This is a genomic window from Halorubrum sp. Hd13 (assembly GCF_002252755.1).
In the GTDB taxonomy this organism is placed as follows: Archaea; Halobacteriota; Halobacteria; order Halobacteriales; family Haloferacaceae; genus Halorubrum.
Genome location: NZ_NHOY01000028.1, coordinates 1 through 16,980 on the forward strand (window position 1 = coordinate 1; position 16,980 = coordinate 16,980).

Consider the following 16,980-nt stretch of genomic DNA (forward strand, 5'->3'; position numbering starts at 1 on the left):
GACCTTATCTCAACACTGCCACGACTGCCGCTCTTTTATCGCTGCTTGTTGCCCGCCAACTGTTAGCAGAATTAACGACACCAGAACACTTGCTGAAACGAACCGCAAAAAGCGTTTCTAGAGATACCTTTGTTAAATCCGATTCTGAACCTCAGTCCGGACCAGCGGCTCCATCACGTACCGCCCTATTTACCATCGAACAAATACTCATATCTGCACATAATAATGAAGATGAATATACTGTTCAACAGGCTATTCACCAACTTTGGTTAGCTATCGATCGGCTTCTCACCCCCCCAATAACGGCCAAAATTCGTCATTTTACCAATGAACCTTCACATACGGACAGTCTAGACTTGGACCGAATTTTGGAGTATTGGTCAACCGCCGTAGCGTATGGATCGAAAGGACCATTTGATAGAATTGAGCGCACGGCCTCCGCTCACCGACATATTCTGATTACGCTCCTTAGAACAGACGAGATAGCAAAAACTGTGGAGCAGTTGGAACACCTGTATGATCTTTCAATATCCGGGTTTAATCATAGTGGAACTCAGTCAGTGCTATCTGAATACAGTATACTAGCGCCAGATATTGCCGCACATACGAGTTCGGAGCCGCTAATAACCGTCCTACGTCACTATACTGAATTTATTGACGAACAACTCTGCCGATTAGATGAAGTTGATGAACGAAAGGAACTGAAGTATACTGACGCCTTGCTGGCTGAAATTATATGTGAGCATATCGTATTGCTTGAACAGATCTGGGTACAAAAACTAGAGCGTTCAACTACACGTAGTAGGACCGATTCGGTTCTGACACAGTTGTCTACCAACTTAATTTCAATATTTGATAAATATGATGAGGGTGATAACACTATATCGCGGAAACAGACCCTCCTCACAGAGTTACATAAACGTCTCATGAAGGCTTCGTCAGCCCTTGACGGCGATTCGACGCAGCCCTCAGATCGATATCTCAACTTAATCGTTGAAACATCGCTCATACTGGGCAGGGAGCCTGACGAAGTGGCGGACGTACTAAATAATGAATTAGCCGGATATGATGATCAACGAAAAATAATCAATGATAGATTGAAAAACTGGTCGTTGGAAGATACCTATCAGATTGAACTGAGAACGCAATCTTTAGAGGGAGAAAAAATATCTAATTTTATTGATATATTATCTAGTGAGATAGTTTCAGAGTGAGGCAGACACGCTCATCTGTTCAAACACGGATGTGTTTGCCGTGAAATAGAGATCAGATTCGCTATCTTCTTTCTGTTCTTGTTCGAGAATGTCATTTTGGACCAAGAAACTCAGTTTGTCACGAAGTTCGAACCTGTGATAGCGAGCTGAAGAGCCATACCAGTCAATCATATTCTCTTGAATCGCTTCGATATCTAGGTGGAGCTCTGGATCATTCACCTCAAGAGCCGCCAGATAGTATCCGTTCGCAAACTTCGGTAGGTGCCTGAGTATACCAAGTTGGAGATCGCGGCTCAATCTATCGAAGCCTTGCTCAACAACCTCCCCTAATATTCTCTTATTGAATTCTTCGCCTTGTACTTCACCGTAATCGTATTTTTCAAGAGGCTGCTTTGGATGAAGGTTACCATCCCGTTGCTCAACAAATCCTAGTTCCTCTAGTATATTTACGTACTGTAGAGTTTTATCATCATCCTTGTCTTGTGCTTTTTTCACCTCTGCGAACGGCACAGGTGCGTATAGACGCGTCCAACGGAGAATTTGTTTTATCGGATTGAGCTGGTTCTCAACAGATGGTGTCGCAGCGATTTTTTCATAGGTTGCACGTGCCATCGCTTTATCAAGTTCATCTCTGAGATCTTCCTTGGCAGAAATAAACCCCTGTTCAACTGAACCACGGGAGGGTAGTTCGATAACAAGCTTTTCATTTTCTCTTTCTCCAGAAATATCTATAATACCGTCCACTGCGATATATTTGATTACCCTATTGCGGTTGGGTCTGCAGTCGCTGACATCTTTTGGAAAAGAGTTGCCAATGGTTACACTCAATGTACCAGAATCTGTAGTGTAAAAGTCGGAAAAGTATGTTCCGCTCCCATACACCTGTTGAAGTTTGTTTTTAATTGTACTTTCAAGGACTTCTTCATTTTCAGTATACGGAACAGTAATCGTCTCAGGGATTATTCTGCGAGATTCGTTCCCACTCGATTCTTCGACCATTATTTGAACTCCTGCAGTCGGCTCTGATCAGTTTCTTCAATCCATAGAGTCGTAGTCGTTTCGGATCGACCCCTCCAAGCATTCACGAACTCTTGTTTATTTATTTCTGAACTCTCAATGCCCTGTATTTGATCCGAATTCGTTTCACCAAACCTGAGAGGGTCGTAATATAAGAGCGACTTATGGTTTATCTCTAATACTAGCAGTCTCAGTTTCCGTGCTGTACCGCGACCGGCAGGCTGAACGTCGTAATCGGTAGGATCGTACATCGTTAAATCGACTTCTACCGCTGGAAAAGAACGACCCGATTTTTTCACAGTTTTTGATAATTCTTCGATAGACAGTCCTTCTTTGTATCGTGCCTCAAAACTATAGTCACTCATCTCGGCTGAAAGGCGGTGCTCTATATCCAGCGTAACAGGGCCAATGGAACGCTGGTCACACAAGTCATAGATCTTCTGCTTTCCCAAGTTGATATCAGATGGCACATTGGGTCTGTCTGCAAATTCTTGTAACATATTCCATAGAACATTTGGCATATCTTCATCTAACCCACTCTGTGCGTTAAATGGAGAGACAGTTTTCTCCGCCTTTGCTCTATCCTGGTCCGAGAGAGTCATCCTATTGAAAATGATATTAATGTGGAAATTATATTAGTCTGTCCCTTCATTTTGAATAGTTGTCTTCTCTATGCCCAGAGGGATTAGTCAATACTTGTTGTTATTCGATATGGAGTACTCGCCGATTAGTTCAGCCTCAACTTGTCCTCATCTTTGCCTCGCATCACCGTCATTGGTGGAAGTGTAGTTGAACATCAACCCCGAATCCCGCTCCTGACTGTACTGAGGGAATCCGAGCGATCCGAAAGCCATTGTAGCATGCGGTAGATACCACTTCCACTTTCACCATCCATCCACGGCTCACCCCTTTTAGGGATCTGTCCATCCACGCTACCATGCGCACTCGTTCCCGACGACCGACCGCCGATCTCCCGGACCTCGTGCCGGGCGTCACGCTCGTCGACGTCGACGACGACTTCGGTGTCACACCCGTCCAAGCGCTCCTTCTCGACCGAGTGCTCAGTAGCGCCGGACCCGCGTTCTGGGTCGACGGCGCGAACAGAGCGAACACGACTCGTCTCCGCGAGCTCGCCCCGGCCGATCGCGTGCTCAACCGCATCGAGGTGGCTCGCGGATTCACGGCCCATCAGCACACCTCGCTCCTCGATCGGCTGGCCGCCCGAGAGTCACCATCGGTCGTCGTCGCGACCGGCCTCGACGGGATGTACCGCGCCGCCGACGTCGACGGCGAGCTCGCGGAGCAGATGTTCATCCGGGCGATCGCGTCGGTCGCTCGCGTCGCTCGCGTCCACGACGTGCCGGTCATCGTGACGCGGTGCCGCGAGGACGACTTCTCGCGGCCGCTACGCCGTGCCGCGAAGACGCACCTCCAGTGCCGGGAGACGCCCTTCGGACCGCGCTTCGAGGACGCGGAGGGCGACACGGAGACGCTCGTCTACCACACCGAGGACGGCTGGATGCAGACGACGCTCGCGTACTGGCGCGAGGTGCTCGAACACCGTGCCCGGATGCACGAGGGAGCGACCGTCGAACGCGCCGCGGCCACGCCGGGGATCCAGTAATGGGCCGCACGAATCCGACCTACCGGGACCAGCTGGGAACGATCGAAGAGGAGTGGAGCCCGTACCGACGAGCGCTTCGTCGACAGGATAAATCCCGTTTCGACCAGCTGTTCGTGTACGCTCGCGATCACGCTGACGCCGCTGGCAACCTCAACCATCCCGACCCGCTGGCTCCCGTGTGGATGGCGATGGCGCTCGAACAAGAACGTCGGATCGCCGACCTGGAGTCACAAGTCGACTCACTCACCGACGCGTAGCCCGTGACGCTCACACTGGATCATCTCGGCGACGGTCGCGTCGCCTGGTGAACGCTCACACCGGACGGCGTCGCTCGCGAGGTTCCCGAGGACTATCTGCCGACGCTCTTCGTCGGTGACGCCGCGGGCGGTCTGTACGGACGAGAGGGTGAACCGGATCTGTCACCACCGCCTCGGCAGGGGCTCTCGGATGCACTGCGCGAACTCCAGTCCTTTCAGGACGGCTAGGATGGGGCCGTCGGCCACGTCGTCGAGGTCGGACAACTCGATCGCCTTCAGCCGATCGACGAGCGAGTTCGTCTTGGTCGCCGTCTCACGGAAGTTCTCGAAGCCACCCGCCTCGTCGACGGCGACCGGAACGAAGTGCTCGATCAGGTCCGCCTCCCGCTCCGTGAGGTCAGTGATCCGGAACGCCGGCAGGTACTCCGTCACCGTGTAGCCCCACTGGTCCGTTTCGCGGGATCGCTCGTCAGACGAGGGCCGGGGCGACGCCGAGGGCGGCGGTTCCGAGAAGGACCGCGCCGTATCCGGTAGCGACGAAGAATACCGCGCGTCTCGGGTGGTCGACGAGCCCCCGGCGGTGTCCGACAGCCGCGAGGTAGCCAGTCAGCGGCAACAGCTGGAGAGCGTGGAGGCCAACGAAGTGGGCGATGCGGAGGTCTCCGACGAGCTGCCACCCAACGACCGGGACCGTCGGCTCCGTCGTCTCGACGACCCGTGACTGGATCGCGATCATCGCCGCTCCTTCGAACGCCCCGACGACGAACCACCCGATGCCGAGGAGGATGCCCGCGGCGAACGCCGGGTGGACATCGAACTCGTTGTTGCGCGCCCGGACCGCCAGCGCTGCGACCGCGACGGTGACGACGACGATTGTGACGCCCATGACACCCCCGACAACCCCGTCGAGGACCGTCGCCTGATTGAAGTGGGACCCAACGCCCCGCGCGGCCTGTCCGCCGATGAGGGCGATTTCAATGAGGAGACCGACCCCGACGACCCGGGAGACGCGGCGGCGAAAGTCCGGGTCGACCGGGAGGTGGACACCGAGCCAGCCGAGCGTCGCGCACACGAGTGCGATCGAGCCGGCGAACTTCGTCGGCTTGAGCCACGCCGGTTCCCCGTTGACGACCGTTGGGTCGAAGACGATGCCGACGGCGAAGGCACCAAATAGGACAGCGTTGATCGCGGCCACGGCGGACAAAACCGGATCGCGGCGTCGCAGCTCTCGGATCGACGTGGCGATCGTTCGCGCCATTGCCCGCAACTTCGTCCGTCCGCTCGTGGCCGCAGCGGCCGACTCGGAGTTCATACCGTAGTGTTGCCGGGCGATTCATGTGTGCGTGACCCCAACATGTTGGTATCTGCCCGAAGCGGCGGTGACCAGCATGATCGACGCTCGGTTCCGCATTCGCCTCCCGCCGGACCTGTACATCGCCGACCTGTCGGAGGCGTTTCCCGACGCGACCTTTCGCCTCCTCTCCGGCGTCCGCAGCGGCGCCACCGCGAAGGAACTCGGTGAGGTGCTGACTCGGACTCCGGAGTCGGTCGCGGCGGCGTTTCGCGAGCACGATGCGATCGACGCGTACGAGGTGTTGGAACGTACCGACGATCGGCTCCTCACGACGTACGAGACGACCGATGTCGACTTCTACGCCTTCGTCGAAGCCGGAGGGTTCCCGCCCGAGTTTCCGATCGAAGTGCGGAACGGGTTCTACGAGTTCGACTTGACCGGCACTCGCGGGGAGTTCGACCAGCTCCGAAAGACGCTGGAAGCGAGCGGTACCGAGTACGAGCTCCTCTCGAAGGTGAACAAGAAGCGGTCGGACCGACTCCTCACACGCCGACAAGAGGAGCTCCTCGCCGCCGGCCTCAGAGAGGGTTACTTCGAGGTCCCGCGAGGGTGCACGCTGGCGGATCTCGCCGACGTGGTCGGCGTGGACAAGTCGACCGCGAGCGGAATCGTCCGCCGAGCGCAGGCGCGGCTTATTGCGTGGTACCTGACCGACGTAAACGTCGAATGACGAGCGGGTGGGTTCGGCATAATTCTTTGGACTGATCGAAAACACACCGCCTCACTCTTCATCCTTATCTGAACACCGCCCACGTTGTTTTTAGAGGATTATTATATGTATAAATATCAATAAAAATATGCTCCCCGACGATACAGTTCACGTATGCACGTCCTCCTCCCGTTCGACATCGTTCCGGTGGACAGTCGGGTGCCACAGTCGGCCTTCGGCTTCTCGCCGACAAGCGAACGTGCCGTCAACTACGCCCTCGAAACGTTCGGAACTCACGACCAGTTGGAGGTGACGGCGATCCACCTCTCGGCGGACTCGATCGATCTCGAGGAGAACATCGGCGCAGCGGACATCAGACGACTGGCCGAGGAGTTGGACGTGTCGGTCGAGGTGTCGATCGAGTCGGTGACGGACGTCGGCTCGATGGCCGAGGTCCGCCAACGGATCCTGTCGATCGTCGAGCGGTCGGACATCGATACGGTCGTCATCGGCTACACCGAGGACTCGTTCATCGACTCCGTGTTCTCGGACAGCACGCCACAACAGATCCTCGAACAGGAACACTGTCCGGTGGTTTTCGTACCGTAGCGCCGGTGGTCCCGCGGATCCCGAACCGGACGGGCCGGGTGACGGGCGCCACCGGCTCCGGCGGATTCCCGATCCGCCAAAATACGATGAATAATTATGTAGGTTCAGTAACGACTTCCGACTGTGACGTATCGAATACTCGTCCCCATCGACGCGAACAAGGAGCGTACGGTAGAACAGACGGATTACGTGCGATCACTGCCGATGGACCGCGACGAAGTCGAGGTCAAGGTGATCCACGTCGACGAGGCCGATTACGAGGGCGCACCGCCGAGGGAGTTCGAGGACATCCCGTCGGCGACCACCGCCGTCGAGGATATCGCCGACGCCGGCTTCCGCTGTGAGGGCGAGAAACTCGAGGGGTTGGTCGCACAGACGATCCTCGAGGCCGCCGAGTCGTTCGACGCCGACGAGATCGTGGTAGCCGGTCGGAAACGGTCGGGCGTTGCGGAAGTCGTGATGGGAAGCGTCACCAGTGACGTCCTCAGGTCGACGGACCGCGCCGTCGTGATCGTCGGGTGAGGTCCGATCCGTGCCCTCGGGATCGGTTTCGGCCGATCGCTGAACGGACGAAATCACGAGCGAAGCCGGACTCCCCTGCCGAGGCGGACGGTCACTCCTCGGCCAACGGCGGTTCCGTGTCGAGTAACGCCGCACTCTCCGTCCAGAGCCGCCGTGCGGCGTCGGGATCCCGGGCGGCGTTCGACGGCGACCGCGGCCGTTGATCCGCGAAGTACCGTCCAGAGACGTCCGCCGTCCGCGGCGAGACGGCGACGAACAGGATCTCCGCGGCGCCGTCGGCGACGGACGTGACCCCGGGAAGCGACTCGAGCCGTTGGAAGAGCCCCGGGAGCGGCCCGGGCAGGAACCGGCTGAAGCCGCTGCCCGGGATCGCGCCGGGATGGATGCTGTTCGACGTCACGTCACGGTCCGCGGCGTCGAGGCGTCTGGCGAGTTCCGACGCGAAGAGGACGTTCGCCAGCTTCGAGTGGCTGTACGCTCGGAAGCCGGTGAACCGGTCATCACCCCGGACCCGCTCCAGGTCCAGCGACGCCCCCTCGTGTGCGCCGGAGGCGGTCGTGACGACGCGAGCGCCCTCGCGGAGGTGGTCGAGCAGTTCGGCCGTGAGCAGGTACGGCGAGAGGTGGTTGACGTGGAACGTGTACTCGATCCCGGCGTCGGTGGTCGCCCCGTTCCTGAAGAGTCCACCGGCGTTGTTGACGAGGAGGTCGATTCCGTCGGTCTCCTCGCGGACGTCGGCCGCGAGTTCCCTGACCGCGTCGACGCTCGCGAAGTCGGCTCGGAGGAAGCCGGCGTCGACCCCGCTTCGAGTAAGCTCGTCGACCACCGCCCTGCCCGCCTCCGCGTCGCGGCCGTGAACGATGACATCGGCGCCGAGCCGGCCGAGCGCCAGTGCCGCCGCGCGACCGATCCCGCTCGTCGACCCGGTGACGACCGCCTGCAGTCCGGTACAGTCGATGTCCGACACACCAGCGCGGCTCTCCGGGAGATCGCTCATACACCCGATAGGGGCTCGACGATGAAAACAACGGCAGTCCGGTGCGAACGGGGCGGGTCGTCGGCCGATCCGGGCTGGGAAGGTGTCAGGGTTAGATGATGGCATTGTGGAAAGCGCAGTGTGGTGAACAGAGCGGCGATCAGTTCGACGCAACTGAGCAGACATAAGCAACGAAAGCGCAGTGGTTCCGGTAACCGGCGTGATGAATAGTGCGACAGCAGTCTACGAGGCGATCGAGCAGGGATACGAGCCGTACTTCCTCCATACGTCGTACGGGAAGCGCATTGAAGACAAGGCGTACGAGTGTGCGAAAGCGCTTGCTGAAGAGGCTGACGCGGGTGACTTCCTTCATATCGTAACGGGGCATCTCTCACAGATCGGGACATCGAGTCTGACGGACGAAGAGATAGATGTGGCTGACGCCGATATGGAGAGTGACGAAATTCCGACGTCGTACGTCCCATTCAGAGACGCGAATCTATCGTCGATGGCGACATCGTACGCAGAAGCGACCGGTTCGGAGACGCTGTTTATCGGCGCGCGTTCGGATGGTTTCTCCGGGTATCCCGACTGTCGTCCGGCTTTTTTCGACGCCTTTCAGAACGTGATCGATGTCGGGACGAAGCCAGAGACGGAGATAGCGGAGCGTGGCTCGGGACTCGGTGTGCCGTACGAGATGACGTGGTCGTGTTACCGGGACGAGGAGCCTGCGTGTGGGACCTGCGATGCCTGCGCCTTCCGGCTTGAGGCGTTCTGGAACGCCGGGTCTCGCGATCCGGTCGCGTATGCTGAGCGGCCGGAGTTCTCGTAGTTCGTTGCTAGTTGGCTGCGGTTCAGTTCGGGCAGAAAGACCACTCACCAGAGCGTTTCGATACGCCGCTCGATCGCTTCGAACACCGTTGAATAGACATCGAGTGGGTGGAGTGAAGCGAGATCGTAATTTGAGACTTCAGTACTGGTTGGTGGTTCGTGAAAATGGAGTCGGGTGTTGTGTGTGTTTGGATGCCGATCCCAGCGACACTCCCAGTGGGTGTTCTCTCTCCGGGTCTCGACGTAGTGGATGGAAAAATCTCCGGTTGTGAACCATCGAATATCGACTCTGGCGTCAGCGATCGTATCGGGATATCGGTCAGTGTCAAGGGTTGCGGTGAGCAGTCGCGGTTCGTGCGTATTTGGGTCGAACTGGGTGGCAGCAACGAGTTGGTCCGTCGTCAACTGTTTTTCAAGCAGGCGTAACGTTTGTCGATCGGGCGGGCCTGTCGAGTCAGCCGCTGAATCCTCTGGGGGCGGACTCATCTTATGCGGGGATGAGGTGCCCGTCGTTCTGTGAGAGTTGGCGGGCAAGTTCGTATAAGCGAATGTCTCGGATGACCCCCTGCCAGTCGCTTACTGCAGTCATGCGGTCGTGGATCGTCTCGTGGTCTTCGGCATCGAACACCGCAACGGTGGCTGGGTCGGTGGTGCCGAATTCGGCTTCGTACTCCGTCCGTCGCTGTTCAAGCGCTTCGACGCGGTCGATAATCGCATCGACAGAGAGATCGGTGGCGATCCGACTCGCCTCTTGCCATTCGAGATACCCATTATTTCGCTCGTACGTGGCCGGACGGCTGCTACGATCAGCGCGGACAATCCCCATCTCCGCGAGGCGATCGAGGTGCTTTTTCGCTGCGTTCGGGGAGCAGTCTGCGAGTTCTGCAACCCTCGTGTACGTCGTCGGTGACGTGAGACCGAGGGCCACATCGTAGACGCGGCCGAAGGTATCGGTTCCGTCTTGCCACCGTGGCGTCTCTGTCGCTGAGTCAGGAGCCGGATCGAATTCGCTCATGAGCGTCTCTACGGAACGAGTATCAATATATGTTTGTATCACTCAAATATCTGTGAGTCTTGTGTCGGTCGAGTTTTTTGTCGCTCGGAATTGACGCCCGGCAAGGTTTGTGAGTAGCAATGTGTCTCGCTTCCGGGCGTGGCTTGCTGAACTCGACCTCTGTATCGGTCGGATTGTTACTGACACATGTCGGGGTGTTTGTTGATACCGTGCTGAATAGCGCCGCGGGGAAAGCCGTCTTATTGACCGGGCTCGTATCACCGGTGCCGAATGGGGCAACGAACGCTCGGCGGCGACGACCTCACGCGCTTGCGCGAGACGTATCTCCAGCGGGTCACCGGTGCGCTCCCGAAACAGGCGGCCGAAGCGGGCGACTGGCCGATCCACCGCGACCACTGTTTCGCCCGCGTCGTGTTGGACGGCCTGTTCGAGGGGGTCTGGTACGACCACGTCGACGGCACCCCCGCGTACGAGCAGCTGTCGGCCGACGAACTGCGCGCGGCCATCGCGATCGCCGACCGAATGCTCGAAGAAGGCAAGCCCGCCGTGGAGGCGCTGAATCGGCAGTCGCTTCGGTGGCGGGATCACTAACCGGGACCCGAGCGGCGACCGCTCGGCCGGCCGCGCTACTCGCGGACCACGCTGTCGGTCAGCCAGTGCTCGTCGAGTTCGCCGCGTCGGCGACGCGACAGCTCGAAGACGTACGTGACCGTGCGGCCGTCGGGGCCGGTCAGCGTGACGCGTTGTGCGGCATCATTCCCGTCGCGCTCGACCGGTCCCGTCGTCGCTTCGACGTGGTCGATCATCGGGGCGTATCGCGGGTTGTGCACCATCTGCCGGAAGCGGTCAAACGGGCCCGTCGCCCGTCTGTTCGCCGGCGATGCGAAGTTGTATGCGACGCCGATGCCGGCGTTCGTGAACGGGTCGTCGTTGGTCGCTAGCGCCTCGAGTTGGATCGCGACCACGCGGTCGGCATCGTACGTCGGGTCTGGGGTCGGGAGCCCGGCTATCGGGTACCGGTCGGACATCTGAGTGTCAGATGTAGGGGCGCGAGCGGCATTAATCGTCCGTTGAGACGGCTCCAGGCGTCGCTTGTCCTCGGCCAGACGATACGAGAGCCGATTATTCGGGACCGTGAGCGACGTCGTCGCGGGCCCTCCGCTCGTCCGGGGCGGAGCGTCGAAACCACTGTTTCGGCTCGGGAACGACGTCCGTGGTGATTCCGATGAGCAGCGCGAAGTACCCGGCGAGGCCTCCGAGCGTCGCCGCGTGTGGCGCGCCGCTTCGACGGCCAACCGACAGGGTCGCGGCAAGGAGCGCGAGCGGCGAGCCGAAGCGGATCGCCGGATGCCGCCAGAGGCGAGTCGTGCGTTCCGGCCACCGCGCGAACGTGACTTCGACGAACACCGCGACGGCCGCACCGCCGAGAAACGGGCCCGGGCGAAGCAACGCTCGCGGCGAACGTCCGTCTCGCCGCCCGGTAATCCAAACGGCGAGTGCGACGAGCGCGGCCGAAGCGGCGTCGGTGTGTCGTGTCGACACGGCACACAGTATGTCACCCCGTCGGATACCGATGTCGGTATGGCGATCGGCCCGCGCCGGTGCCGCGCACCGGAGCCGCTAGTGCCGGTATTGATGCCGCGACCGAGCCCGCAGCCGAATCTATCGCGGCTGGTCGTCGCCGACAGCCGCGAGGACGTGGCGGAGTTCTCGGCTGACTGCGTCTGTGGCGGCGGCGATCGAGTCGAAGGTGTCGCTCCCCGCGTCGCCACATCCGCGTTTGCGGACGAGCCGGACGGCCGTGTCGCTCAGGATGTCGGGACGGACAGCGACTTTCGCCGCGGTACAGGGGCTTTCCTCGTCCGAAAGCCGGTACTCAACGATGCCGCCGGGTTCTTCGTTCCGTTCCCAGTCGCCCGGGGCTGCTGGGAGCCTGTCGACCAGCGCCTGCGGATTGGCCGCCGTCTCGACGCTCGTGGTGGACATACCAGTTGTTGGGTCGTCGCGCACATACCGGTGTCGGCGAGTTCGCCGAGCGAGAGCTGCGTTCCGTCCGGCACGTCGGCCTCGGCCGCCCCGTGTTTGTCCGCGATGGCTCGCGCGGCGGCGTCGCCGCCGGAGAGCGAGGCGCGTTTCGCAATCGCTTCGCGTCGAAGCTCCCGTGCCGGCTCAGGCCGCCGGTCCTCGTACCGGAACCAGAACTGCTCGCGGCGCGCCTCGAAGCCCACAACCGGGCGCGGATACGTCTGACCCCTCAGACGAACGCGACCGCTTGGAGCGCGAGCAACGGACGCTCGTGCGCAAACAGCACGGGTCGAACAACGACGAGAAATAACGGCGTCGAGTCGCGGAGTGTCACGCCGACCTGCGACGGAAGCGCCGCGACTTCTTGCACAGGCTCTCGGCGTACTACGCTCGAGAATACGACCTTGTAGCGGTCGAAGACCTGAACGTGGAGGGGATGATGAAAGGTCCGTCGAACAGCCGCAACACTGCGTCTGCCGCGTGGCGAACGTTCCTCTCGTTGCTCGAATACAAGTGCGAGCGTGAAGAAACGCACTTCGTCGCGGTCAACCCGAGGGGGACGACCAAGGAGTGCGCGTCGTGCGGCGTTTCGACCGACAAGCCGTTTTGGGTCCGTGAACACTCCTGTCCGTCTTCTGGGTTTGAGGCGGACAGGGACGCGAGCGCGGCGTGGAGCATCCTTTCTCGCGGTCTACAAGATGTAGGAGTGGGACACTCCGAATCAACGTCACCAGAAATCGAGGATTTCTGGTTGGCGAACGAATCGCTCTGCGATTCGTCAACGCCTGTGGGGACTGCGCTCCCTGTGGATACGTTCCTATCTGCAAAGCGCGTCGTGGAAACAGGAAGCCCTTCCCTCAAGGAGCGAACGGCGTCAGCCGTGAGCGAGTAGGGGAGGGTAGTTCACAGACGTCTCCTGTCGGGTCGACATGTTGAGCTGTGCCGTCGGGGAGCTGACGCCGCCCCCGATGAAGAGCGCGACGAGCGCGAGCGTCCGCCAGCGGCGAACATCAATAGGAGTCAGAAACTCCCGTGTGACGCCGAACGCTTCCGCAACGTTTTCGACTGAGCGGAGGGCCATAGGTCGGGATACTCAAACTCCATGGTCAGCCCTTCTGGTGGTGGCTTACGGGGCGTCTCTCACGGACGGTTCGACAGCTGTGTCTCACCGGGGTTTCGAATCGGACGATCCCGTCATTTTATGCGTAGGTCTCGCTGACACGTAGAGTGTGGCCCTCCTCGAAGCCCTCCGAGAGGTCTCGTGGCCTCTCCGTGAGCAACCGACACTGTTCGTGACGACGACATTCAGCAGGTTCGACCGAGCTCTCGTCGGGACGGACGGAAACCCGTCCCGGTCAGGCGCAACGACGACCGACCGCGCCGCTCATGCGATTGACAAGCCGCGTCCCTGCCGTTGATGCTGTACACGGTCGTCGGGAGCGGCTTCGTCGCTCTCGGTCTCGCGATCGGCTGGTACGGGATCCGGCCGCTTGCGGTCGTACCGAGTGTCCTCCGTGCCACCGTTCGAGACCCGAGCGAGGTGGCCAGCACCGGCTCCTTCGTCGTGTGCCGCGGCGTTGCGAACGAATCGAGCGAGACCCTTACGACTCCGTTCACGGGATCGCGGAGCCTCGGGTTCGAGTTCGAGGTCACCGAACGGCAACCGTTCGGGATCGGGATCCCGTGGTTTCAAACCCATCTCGATGACGGTATGACGACGCGTCCGTTCACTCTCGACGGTCCGTCCGGGTCTCTCGACGTCGTCCCGTCCGCCAAACGGTTCTCTCTCGATACGGAATCAACAGTCATCACCGTCGGTGCCAGTGAAACGCCGCCCGAGCGAATCCAACGGTTCGTCGACGTGCGAGACGATCTCGAACCCGTTGCGAGATGGGCACGGATTATTCCCGGACTCGGGACGCGGCGCTACGTCGAACGTCGGACCGTTCCCGACGAGGAGTATCTTATCGCGGGACACACGGAACGGCAACAGAACGAGGCCGTCCTCACAGGCGATCTTGTCATCACCGATCGCTCCCCGAGACGGTTCGCGTTCTCACGGCTCTGGCGGGCGGTGTTTCCGACGGTGGTCGCGCTGGCGTTCGTCGCTGTCGGAGTCGGAGGTATCGCCCTATGACCGACTGCGGTACGAACCTGACCATCCATCCGTCACAATGACACAGGAGACAGGCGCCATCGAGACGCGTGAATTGACAAAACAGTTCGGGACTGAGATCGCTGTCGACGGGCTCGACCTCGCCGTCGACCCCGGCACGGTGTACGGCTTCCTCGGACCGAACGGGGCCGGAAAAACGACGACGATGCGGATGCTGACGTCGCTGACGCGACCGACTGACGGTGAGGCGTGGATCAACGGAAATCCCGTCTCTGACCGTGATGAAATTCGGGCATCGATCGGCTACCTTCCCGAAGAGCCGCCGGTCTTCGACGAACTCACCGGTCGTGAACAGCTCGAGTACTATGGTCGGCTTCGTGACATCCCCGCTACCGAGATGGAGACTCGGATCGCAGACTGGTTGGATCGATTCGGTCTCACGGACGACGCCGACAAGCGAATCGACGATTACTCGAAGGGCATGCGCCAGAAGATCGGGCTGATTCAGGCGCTGTTACACGAGCCCGACGTCGTATTCCTCGACGAACCGACCAGCGGACTCGACCCGCGGGCGGCTCGAACCGTCATCGACGTCATCGCGGACCTGACCGACGACGGCCACACGGTGTTCCTCTCGACGCATATCCTCTCGGTCGTCGAAGAGCTCGCGGATGTCGTCGGCGTCCTCTACGAGGGCGACCTCGTTACCGAGGGCGCACCCGCGGAACTGACGGCGCGGATGGAAGCCGAAGAGGGAACGACGCTTGAGGACGTGTTCCTCTCGGTCACCGCCGAACGCGGCCCGGCAGCTTCCGAATCGGCTCCCGGGAACGCCGGAGACGCGACGGCCCGACAAGACGGACGAGTCGAGGACGACAGACGAATTGAGGACCGATGAGGCGTGCAAAACGGCCCCGGCTCATCGCCTGGACCGAACTCCGACGCCGCTGGCGGAGGATGAGGAGGAACACGACGCAGCTGTTGGCGCTCGCGTTCGCGGGCGTCATGCTGCTTCCGTTCTCAATCGGCGGTGTGTTCGGGGCCTACCTCGCCGGGGGATTCGTCGCCGGAAGCGAGACCGAGCCGCTCCTCGAATGGGCGCGGATGGCGTTCGTCTACGGATGGATCTTCGTGGTCGGATTCGGTGGATATCGCGCGTACGCCGTCGCGCTTCGCCCAGACAACGTTGGCGGCTTGTTGACGACGGTCTCACACCGGGACGTGATCGGTGGCCTCGTCCTTGCCGAACTAACGCTCTGGTCAGCGTTCCTCCTCACAATCGGAAGCGCCGCCACAGTCGCGTTCGCCGTCGGTGCCGGCTCGCTGCTCACGATCCCCGCCCTGTTGCTCACATTGTGTCTCTTACTCGCGACCGGGATCCCGGCAGGCTTCATCATCGCACTGGGGGTGCGAAACGCCGGCGTTCGATCGCGGCTCCTCAGCCGCCTTCGAACGCTGTTCCTGCTTCTGTTCGGTATCGGGTACTTCGCGCTGATATTCACGAACGCGTTCGCGTCTGTCTTGGAACCGGTCTATCGAGCGCTCGCGCCGACGCCGATCGATTGGTTCGGCGACCTCGCGGCAGTGGGGCTCGGTATCGGGGCGTCACCGCTCAGGGCGGTCGGCGCGGTGGGGTTCACAGGAGCGTTCGTCGTCGTCGCGGCCGCGTCCCTATCCCGACTTGCAGAGTGGCTTTGGTACGCTGATGGCGTTCACATCACGCACGAGATCGAGCGGTCGGAGGGGGGATCTTCACGGCTCAACGGCCTCTCAAAAGTTCTCTCACGGCCGGTCTTCGGTGTCGTTGCAGTCGATTGGAAACGTGCACGCCGGTCGCCGATCTCGCTTTCGTTCGCGTTGTATCCCCTGATCGTCCTCGCTGGTCCGACTGTCACGGCCGTCCAAACAGGGGAGATCGGAACCGGGCTGCCGCTGTGGATCGTGCTCAGTGGAACGTGGGTTGCCGGGTCGTTGTTCGCGCTCAACGTGGTGGGTCAAGAGGGCGCAGCGCTCCCCGTCACACTGCTTTCGGAGACCCCCGAACGCTCACTGGTCATCGGACACGCCCTCTCCGGTGCCCTCCTGATAGCGCCGATAACCGTCGTGGCGACCGTTACCACGGGACTTCTGAGTCCGCATTCGGTACCGGTCGTTGCGAGCCTCGGCGTGTCAGCGCTCGTCTTGTCGGCCGTGTCGGGGACGATCGGGACCGGAATCGGTGTCGGTTTTCCGCGTTTTGAGGCCGTCAGCGTCTCTCGAAGTACCAAAGCGATCGTCCCCAGCGCCTTCGCGTTCGCACTCTACTCGGTCGCCGTACTTGTCGTCGCGCTCCCGACCCTTATCGCACACTCCGGTACTGTCGGCCGCGCGCTCGGCTCGGTCCTCGGGGTTAGTCAGTTCGTGATCGGTCTCAGTGGGACGCTCGTTTCGGCTGTCATCGCGTGTCTCGTCGGTCTCGTCTCGATGTACGTTGCGCGAGACCGCGTTAGCAACTATCGGCTCGGCTGAGGGTCCTGTCGCTGGTGTTGATGTCTACGGGGACGATTGGTGGTCCGCCCCGACCACACGTGAGAAGAGGCGACCTTCCCGAGGCGAGAGGCGGGCATTACGGCCGAAACGAAGACCCTGACCGGTAACGCTCTCGTACGGTCGGCTCCGTCGGAAGCCGATCGCTTCGACACTTTCCGCTGAAACGGGCGTCAGTTCGAACTGAGTATGGCCTGCCGTCGCCGTCACTCGTCTGTCCGCTCCACGCCGTCGATGTCGAGTGC

21 protein-coding genes and 2 pseudogenes are annotated in these 16,980 nt (G+C 60.4%); 12 read left to right on the forward strand and 11 right to left on the reverse strand.

Translation table 11 applies throughout. The features are described from left to right. A partial coding sequence (locus tag DJ81_RS19055; RefSeq protein ID WP_170938237.1) for a hypothetical protein occupies positions 1-1,214 on the forward strand: 1,214 nt, incomplete at its 5' end. Here the strand turns inward: DJ81_RS19055 and DJ81_RS18670 are convergent. Continuing rightward, positions 1,206-2,213 (reverse strand): hypothetical protein, encoded by a 1,008-nt coding sequence (locus DJ81_RS18670; protein ID WP_141212527.1) that lies wholly within the window; start codon positions 2,211-2,213, stop codon positions 1,206-1,208. The two genes, DJ81_RS19055 and DJ81_RS18670, sit on opposite strands and share 9 nt — an antisense overlap. After that, complete coding sequence (locus DJ81_RS18675; protein WP_141212528.1) at positions 2,213-2,833, reverse strand: hypothetical protein; 621 nt, start codon at positions 2,831-2,833, stop codon at positions 2,213-2,215. Before DJ81_RS18675 ends, DJ81_RS18670 begins: the two co-directional genes overlap by 1 nt. 335 nt (positions 2,834-3,168) lie before the next feature. Between DJ81_RS18675 and DJ81_RS03890 the strand changes: the two genes are divergently transcribed. Continuing rightward, positions 3,169-3,855 (forward strand): hypothetical protein, encoded by a 687-nt coding sequence (locus tag DJ81_RS03890; protein WP_094588578.1) that lies wholly within the window; start codon positions 3,169-3,171, stop codon positions 3,853-3,855. Next, complete coding sequence (locus DJ81_RS03895; RefSeq protein WP_094588580.1) at positions 3,855-4,112, forward strand: hypothetical protein; 258 nt, start codon at positions 3,855-3,857, stop codon at positions 4,110-4,112. Before DJ81_RS03890 ends, DJ81_RS03895 begins: the two co-directional genes overlap by 1 nt. Positions 4,113-4,346: 234 nt before the next feature. Here the strand turns inward: DJ81_RS03895 and DJ81_RS03900 are convergent. Then, positions 4,347-4,583, reverse strand: a pseudogene (locus tag DJ81_RS03900) (restriction endonuclease); the annotation flags it as partial. Next, a complete protein-coding gene (locus tag DJ81_RS03905) occupies positions 4,582-5,370 on the reverse strand; it encodes a hypothetical protein (protein ID WP_094588610.1) in 789 nt (262 codons plus the stop codon). The pseudogene DJ81_RS03900 and the gene DJ81_RS03905, both read right to left, overlap by 2 nt. A gap of 130 nt (positions 5,371-5,500) precedes the next feature. On the opposite strand from DJ81_RS03905, the gene DJ81_RS03910 reads away from it, so the two are divergent. From DJ81_RS03910 to DJ81_RS03920, 3 genes are all read left to right on the forward strand, one after another. Next, entirely contained in the window at positions 5,501-6,136 is a 636-nt protein-coding gene (locus DJ81_RS03910; protein WP_094557507.1) for a helix-turn-helix domain-containing protein, read from the forward strand. A 153-nt stretch (positions 6,137-6,289) separates the two neighbouring features. After that, positions 6,290-6,724: a universal stress protein gene (locus DJ81_RS03915; RefSeq protein ID WP_094524333.1), complete on the forward strand. Its 435-nt coding sequence runs from the start codon at positions 6,290-6,292 to the stop codon at positions 6,722-6,724. Between the two features lie 123 nt (positions 6,725-6,847). Then, positions 6,848-7,246 carry a universal stress protein gene (locus DJ81_RS03920; RefSeq protein ID WP_094527070.1) on the forward strand — a complete coding sequence of 133 codons (399 nt, stop codon included), beginning with the start codon at positions 6,848-6,850 and terminating at the stop codon, positions 7,244-7,246. A gap of 91 nt (positions 7,247-7,337) precedes the next feature. Here the strand turns inward: DJ81_RS03920 and DJ81_RS03925 are convergent, their stop codons facing one another. Then, entirely contained in the window at positions 7,338-8,243 is a 906-nt protein-coding gene (locus DJ81_RS03925; RefSeq protein ID WP_094524331.1) for an SDR family NAD(P)-dependent oxidoreductase, read from the reverse strand. A 163-nt stretch (positions 8,244-8,406) separates the two neighbouring features. Between DJ81_RS03925 and DJ81_RS03930 the strand changes: the two genes are divergently transcribed. After that, on the forward strand, positions 8,407-9,054 hold the full coding sequence (locus DJ81_RS03930) for a 7-cyano-7-deazaguanine synthase (protein ID WP_094527072.1): 648 nt from the start codon (positions 8,407-8,409) through the stop codon (positions 9,052-9,054). Between the two features lie 44 nt (positions 9,055-9,098). Here DJ81_RS03930 and DJ81_RS19975 read toward each other — a convergent pair whose 3' ends face one another. Then, the gene (locus DJ81_RS19975) at positions 9,099-9,539 is read right to left on the reverse strand and encodes a hypothetical protein (protein ID WP_094527073.1); all 441 of its coding nucleotides are present in this window, start codon (positions 9,537-9,539) and stop codon (positions 9,099-9,101) included. 1 nt (position 9,540) lies between these two features. Then, complete coding sequence (locus DJ81_RS03940) at positions 9,541-10,068, reverse strand: helix-turn-helix transcriptional regulator (RefSeq protein WP_094524328.1); 528 nt, start codon at positions 10,066-10,068, stop codon at positions 9,541-9,543. A 270-nt stretch (positions 10,069-10,338) separates the two neighbouring features. Here DJ81_RS03940 and DJ81_RS03945 point away from each other — a divergent pair, with 270 nt between their 5' ends. Beyond that, positions 10,339-10,659, forward strand: coding sequence for a hypothetical protein (locus DJ81_RS03945; RefSeq protein ID WP_094524327.1), 321 nt, complete (start codon positions 10,339-10,341; stop codon positions 10,657-10,659). A gap of 35 nt (positions 10,660-10,694) precedes the next feature. Here DJ81_RS03945 and DJ81_RS03950 read toward each other — a convergent pair whose 3' ends face one another. The 3 genes from DJ81_RS03950 to DJ81_RS03960 form a co-directional block, all read right to left on the reverse strand. Beyond that, positions 10,695-11,096 carry a DUF4864 domain-containing protein gene (locus tag DJ81_RS03950; RefSeq protein WP_094588582.1) on the reverse strand — a complete coding sequence of 134 codons (402 nt, stop codon included), beginning with the start codon at positions 11,094-11,096 and terminating at the stop codon, positions 10,695-10,697. 94 nt (positions 11,097-11,190) lie between these two features. Further along, positions 11,191-11,517 (reverse strand): hypothetical protein, encoded by a 327-nt coding sequence (locus DJ81_RS03955; protein ID WP_094588584.1) that lies wholly within the window; start codon positions 11,515-11,517, stop codon positions 11,191-11,193. 213 nt (positions 11,518-11,730) lie between these two features. Next, complete coding sequence (locus DJ81_RS03960) at positions 11,731-12,054, reverse strand: hypothetical protein (RefSeq protein ID WP_094588586.1); 324 nt, start codon at positions 12,052-12,054, stop codon at positions 11,731-11,733. 262 nt (positions 12,055-12,316) lie between these two features. Between DJ81_RS03960 and DJ81_RS03965 the strand changes: the two are divergent. Further along, positions 12,317-12,985, forward strand: a pseudogene (locus DJ81_RS03965) (RNA-guided endonuclease InsQ/TnpB family protein); the annotation flags it as partial. On the opposite strand, the gene DJ81_RS03970 reads toward DJ81_RS03965, so the two are convergent. Continuing rightward, the gene (locus DJ81_RS03970; RefSeq protein ID WP_094588588.1) at positions 12,968-13,174 is read right to left on the reverse strand and encodes a hypothetical protein; all 207 of its coding nucleotides are present in this window, start codon (positions 13,172-13,174) and stop codon (positions 12,968-12,970) included. The pseudogene DJ81_RS03965 and the gene DJ81_RS03970 overlap by 18 nt on opposite strands. A 630-nt stretch (positions 13,175-13,804) precedes the next feature. On the opposite strand from DJ81_RS03970, the gene DJ81_RS19580 reads away from it, so the two are divergent. The 3 genes from DJ81_RS19580 to DJ81_RS03985 are packed head-to-tail and all read left to right on the forward strand — an operon-like array spanning position 13,805 to position 16,717. Next, the gene (locus DJ81_RS19580) at positions 13,805-14,230 is read left to right on the forward strand and encodes a hypothetical protein (protein WP_249269067.1); all 426 of its coding nucleotides are present in this window, start codon (positions 13,805-13,807) and stop codon (positions 14,228-14,230) included. A 37-nt stretch (positions 14,231-14,267) separates the two neighbouring features. After that, on the forward strand, positions 14,268-15,107 hold the full coding sequence (locus DJ81_RS03980) for an ABC transporter ATP-binding protein (RefSeq protein ID WP_094557515.1): 840 nt from the start codon (positions 14,268-14,270) through the stop codon (positions 15,105-15,107). Between the two features lie 59 nt (positions 15,108-15,166). After that, positions 15,167-16,717: a hypothetical protein gene (locus tag DJ81_RS03985; protein ID WP_249269068.1), complete on the forward strand. Its 1,551-nt coding sequence runs from the start codon at positions 15,167-15,169 to the stop codon at positions 16,715-16,717. Positions 16,718-16,980 lie beyond the last annotated feature (263 nt).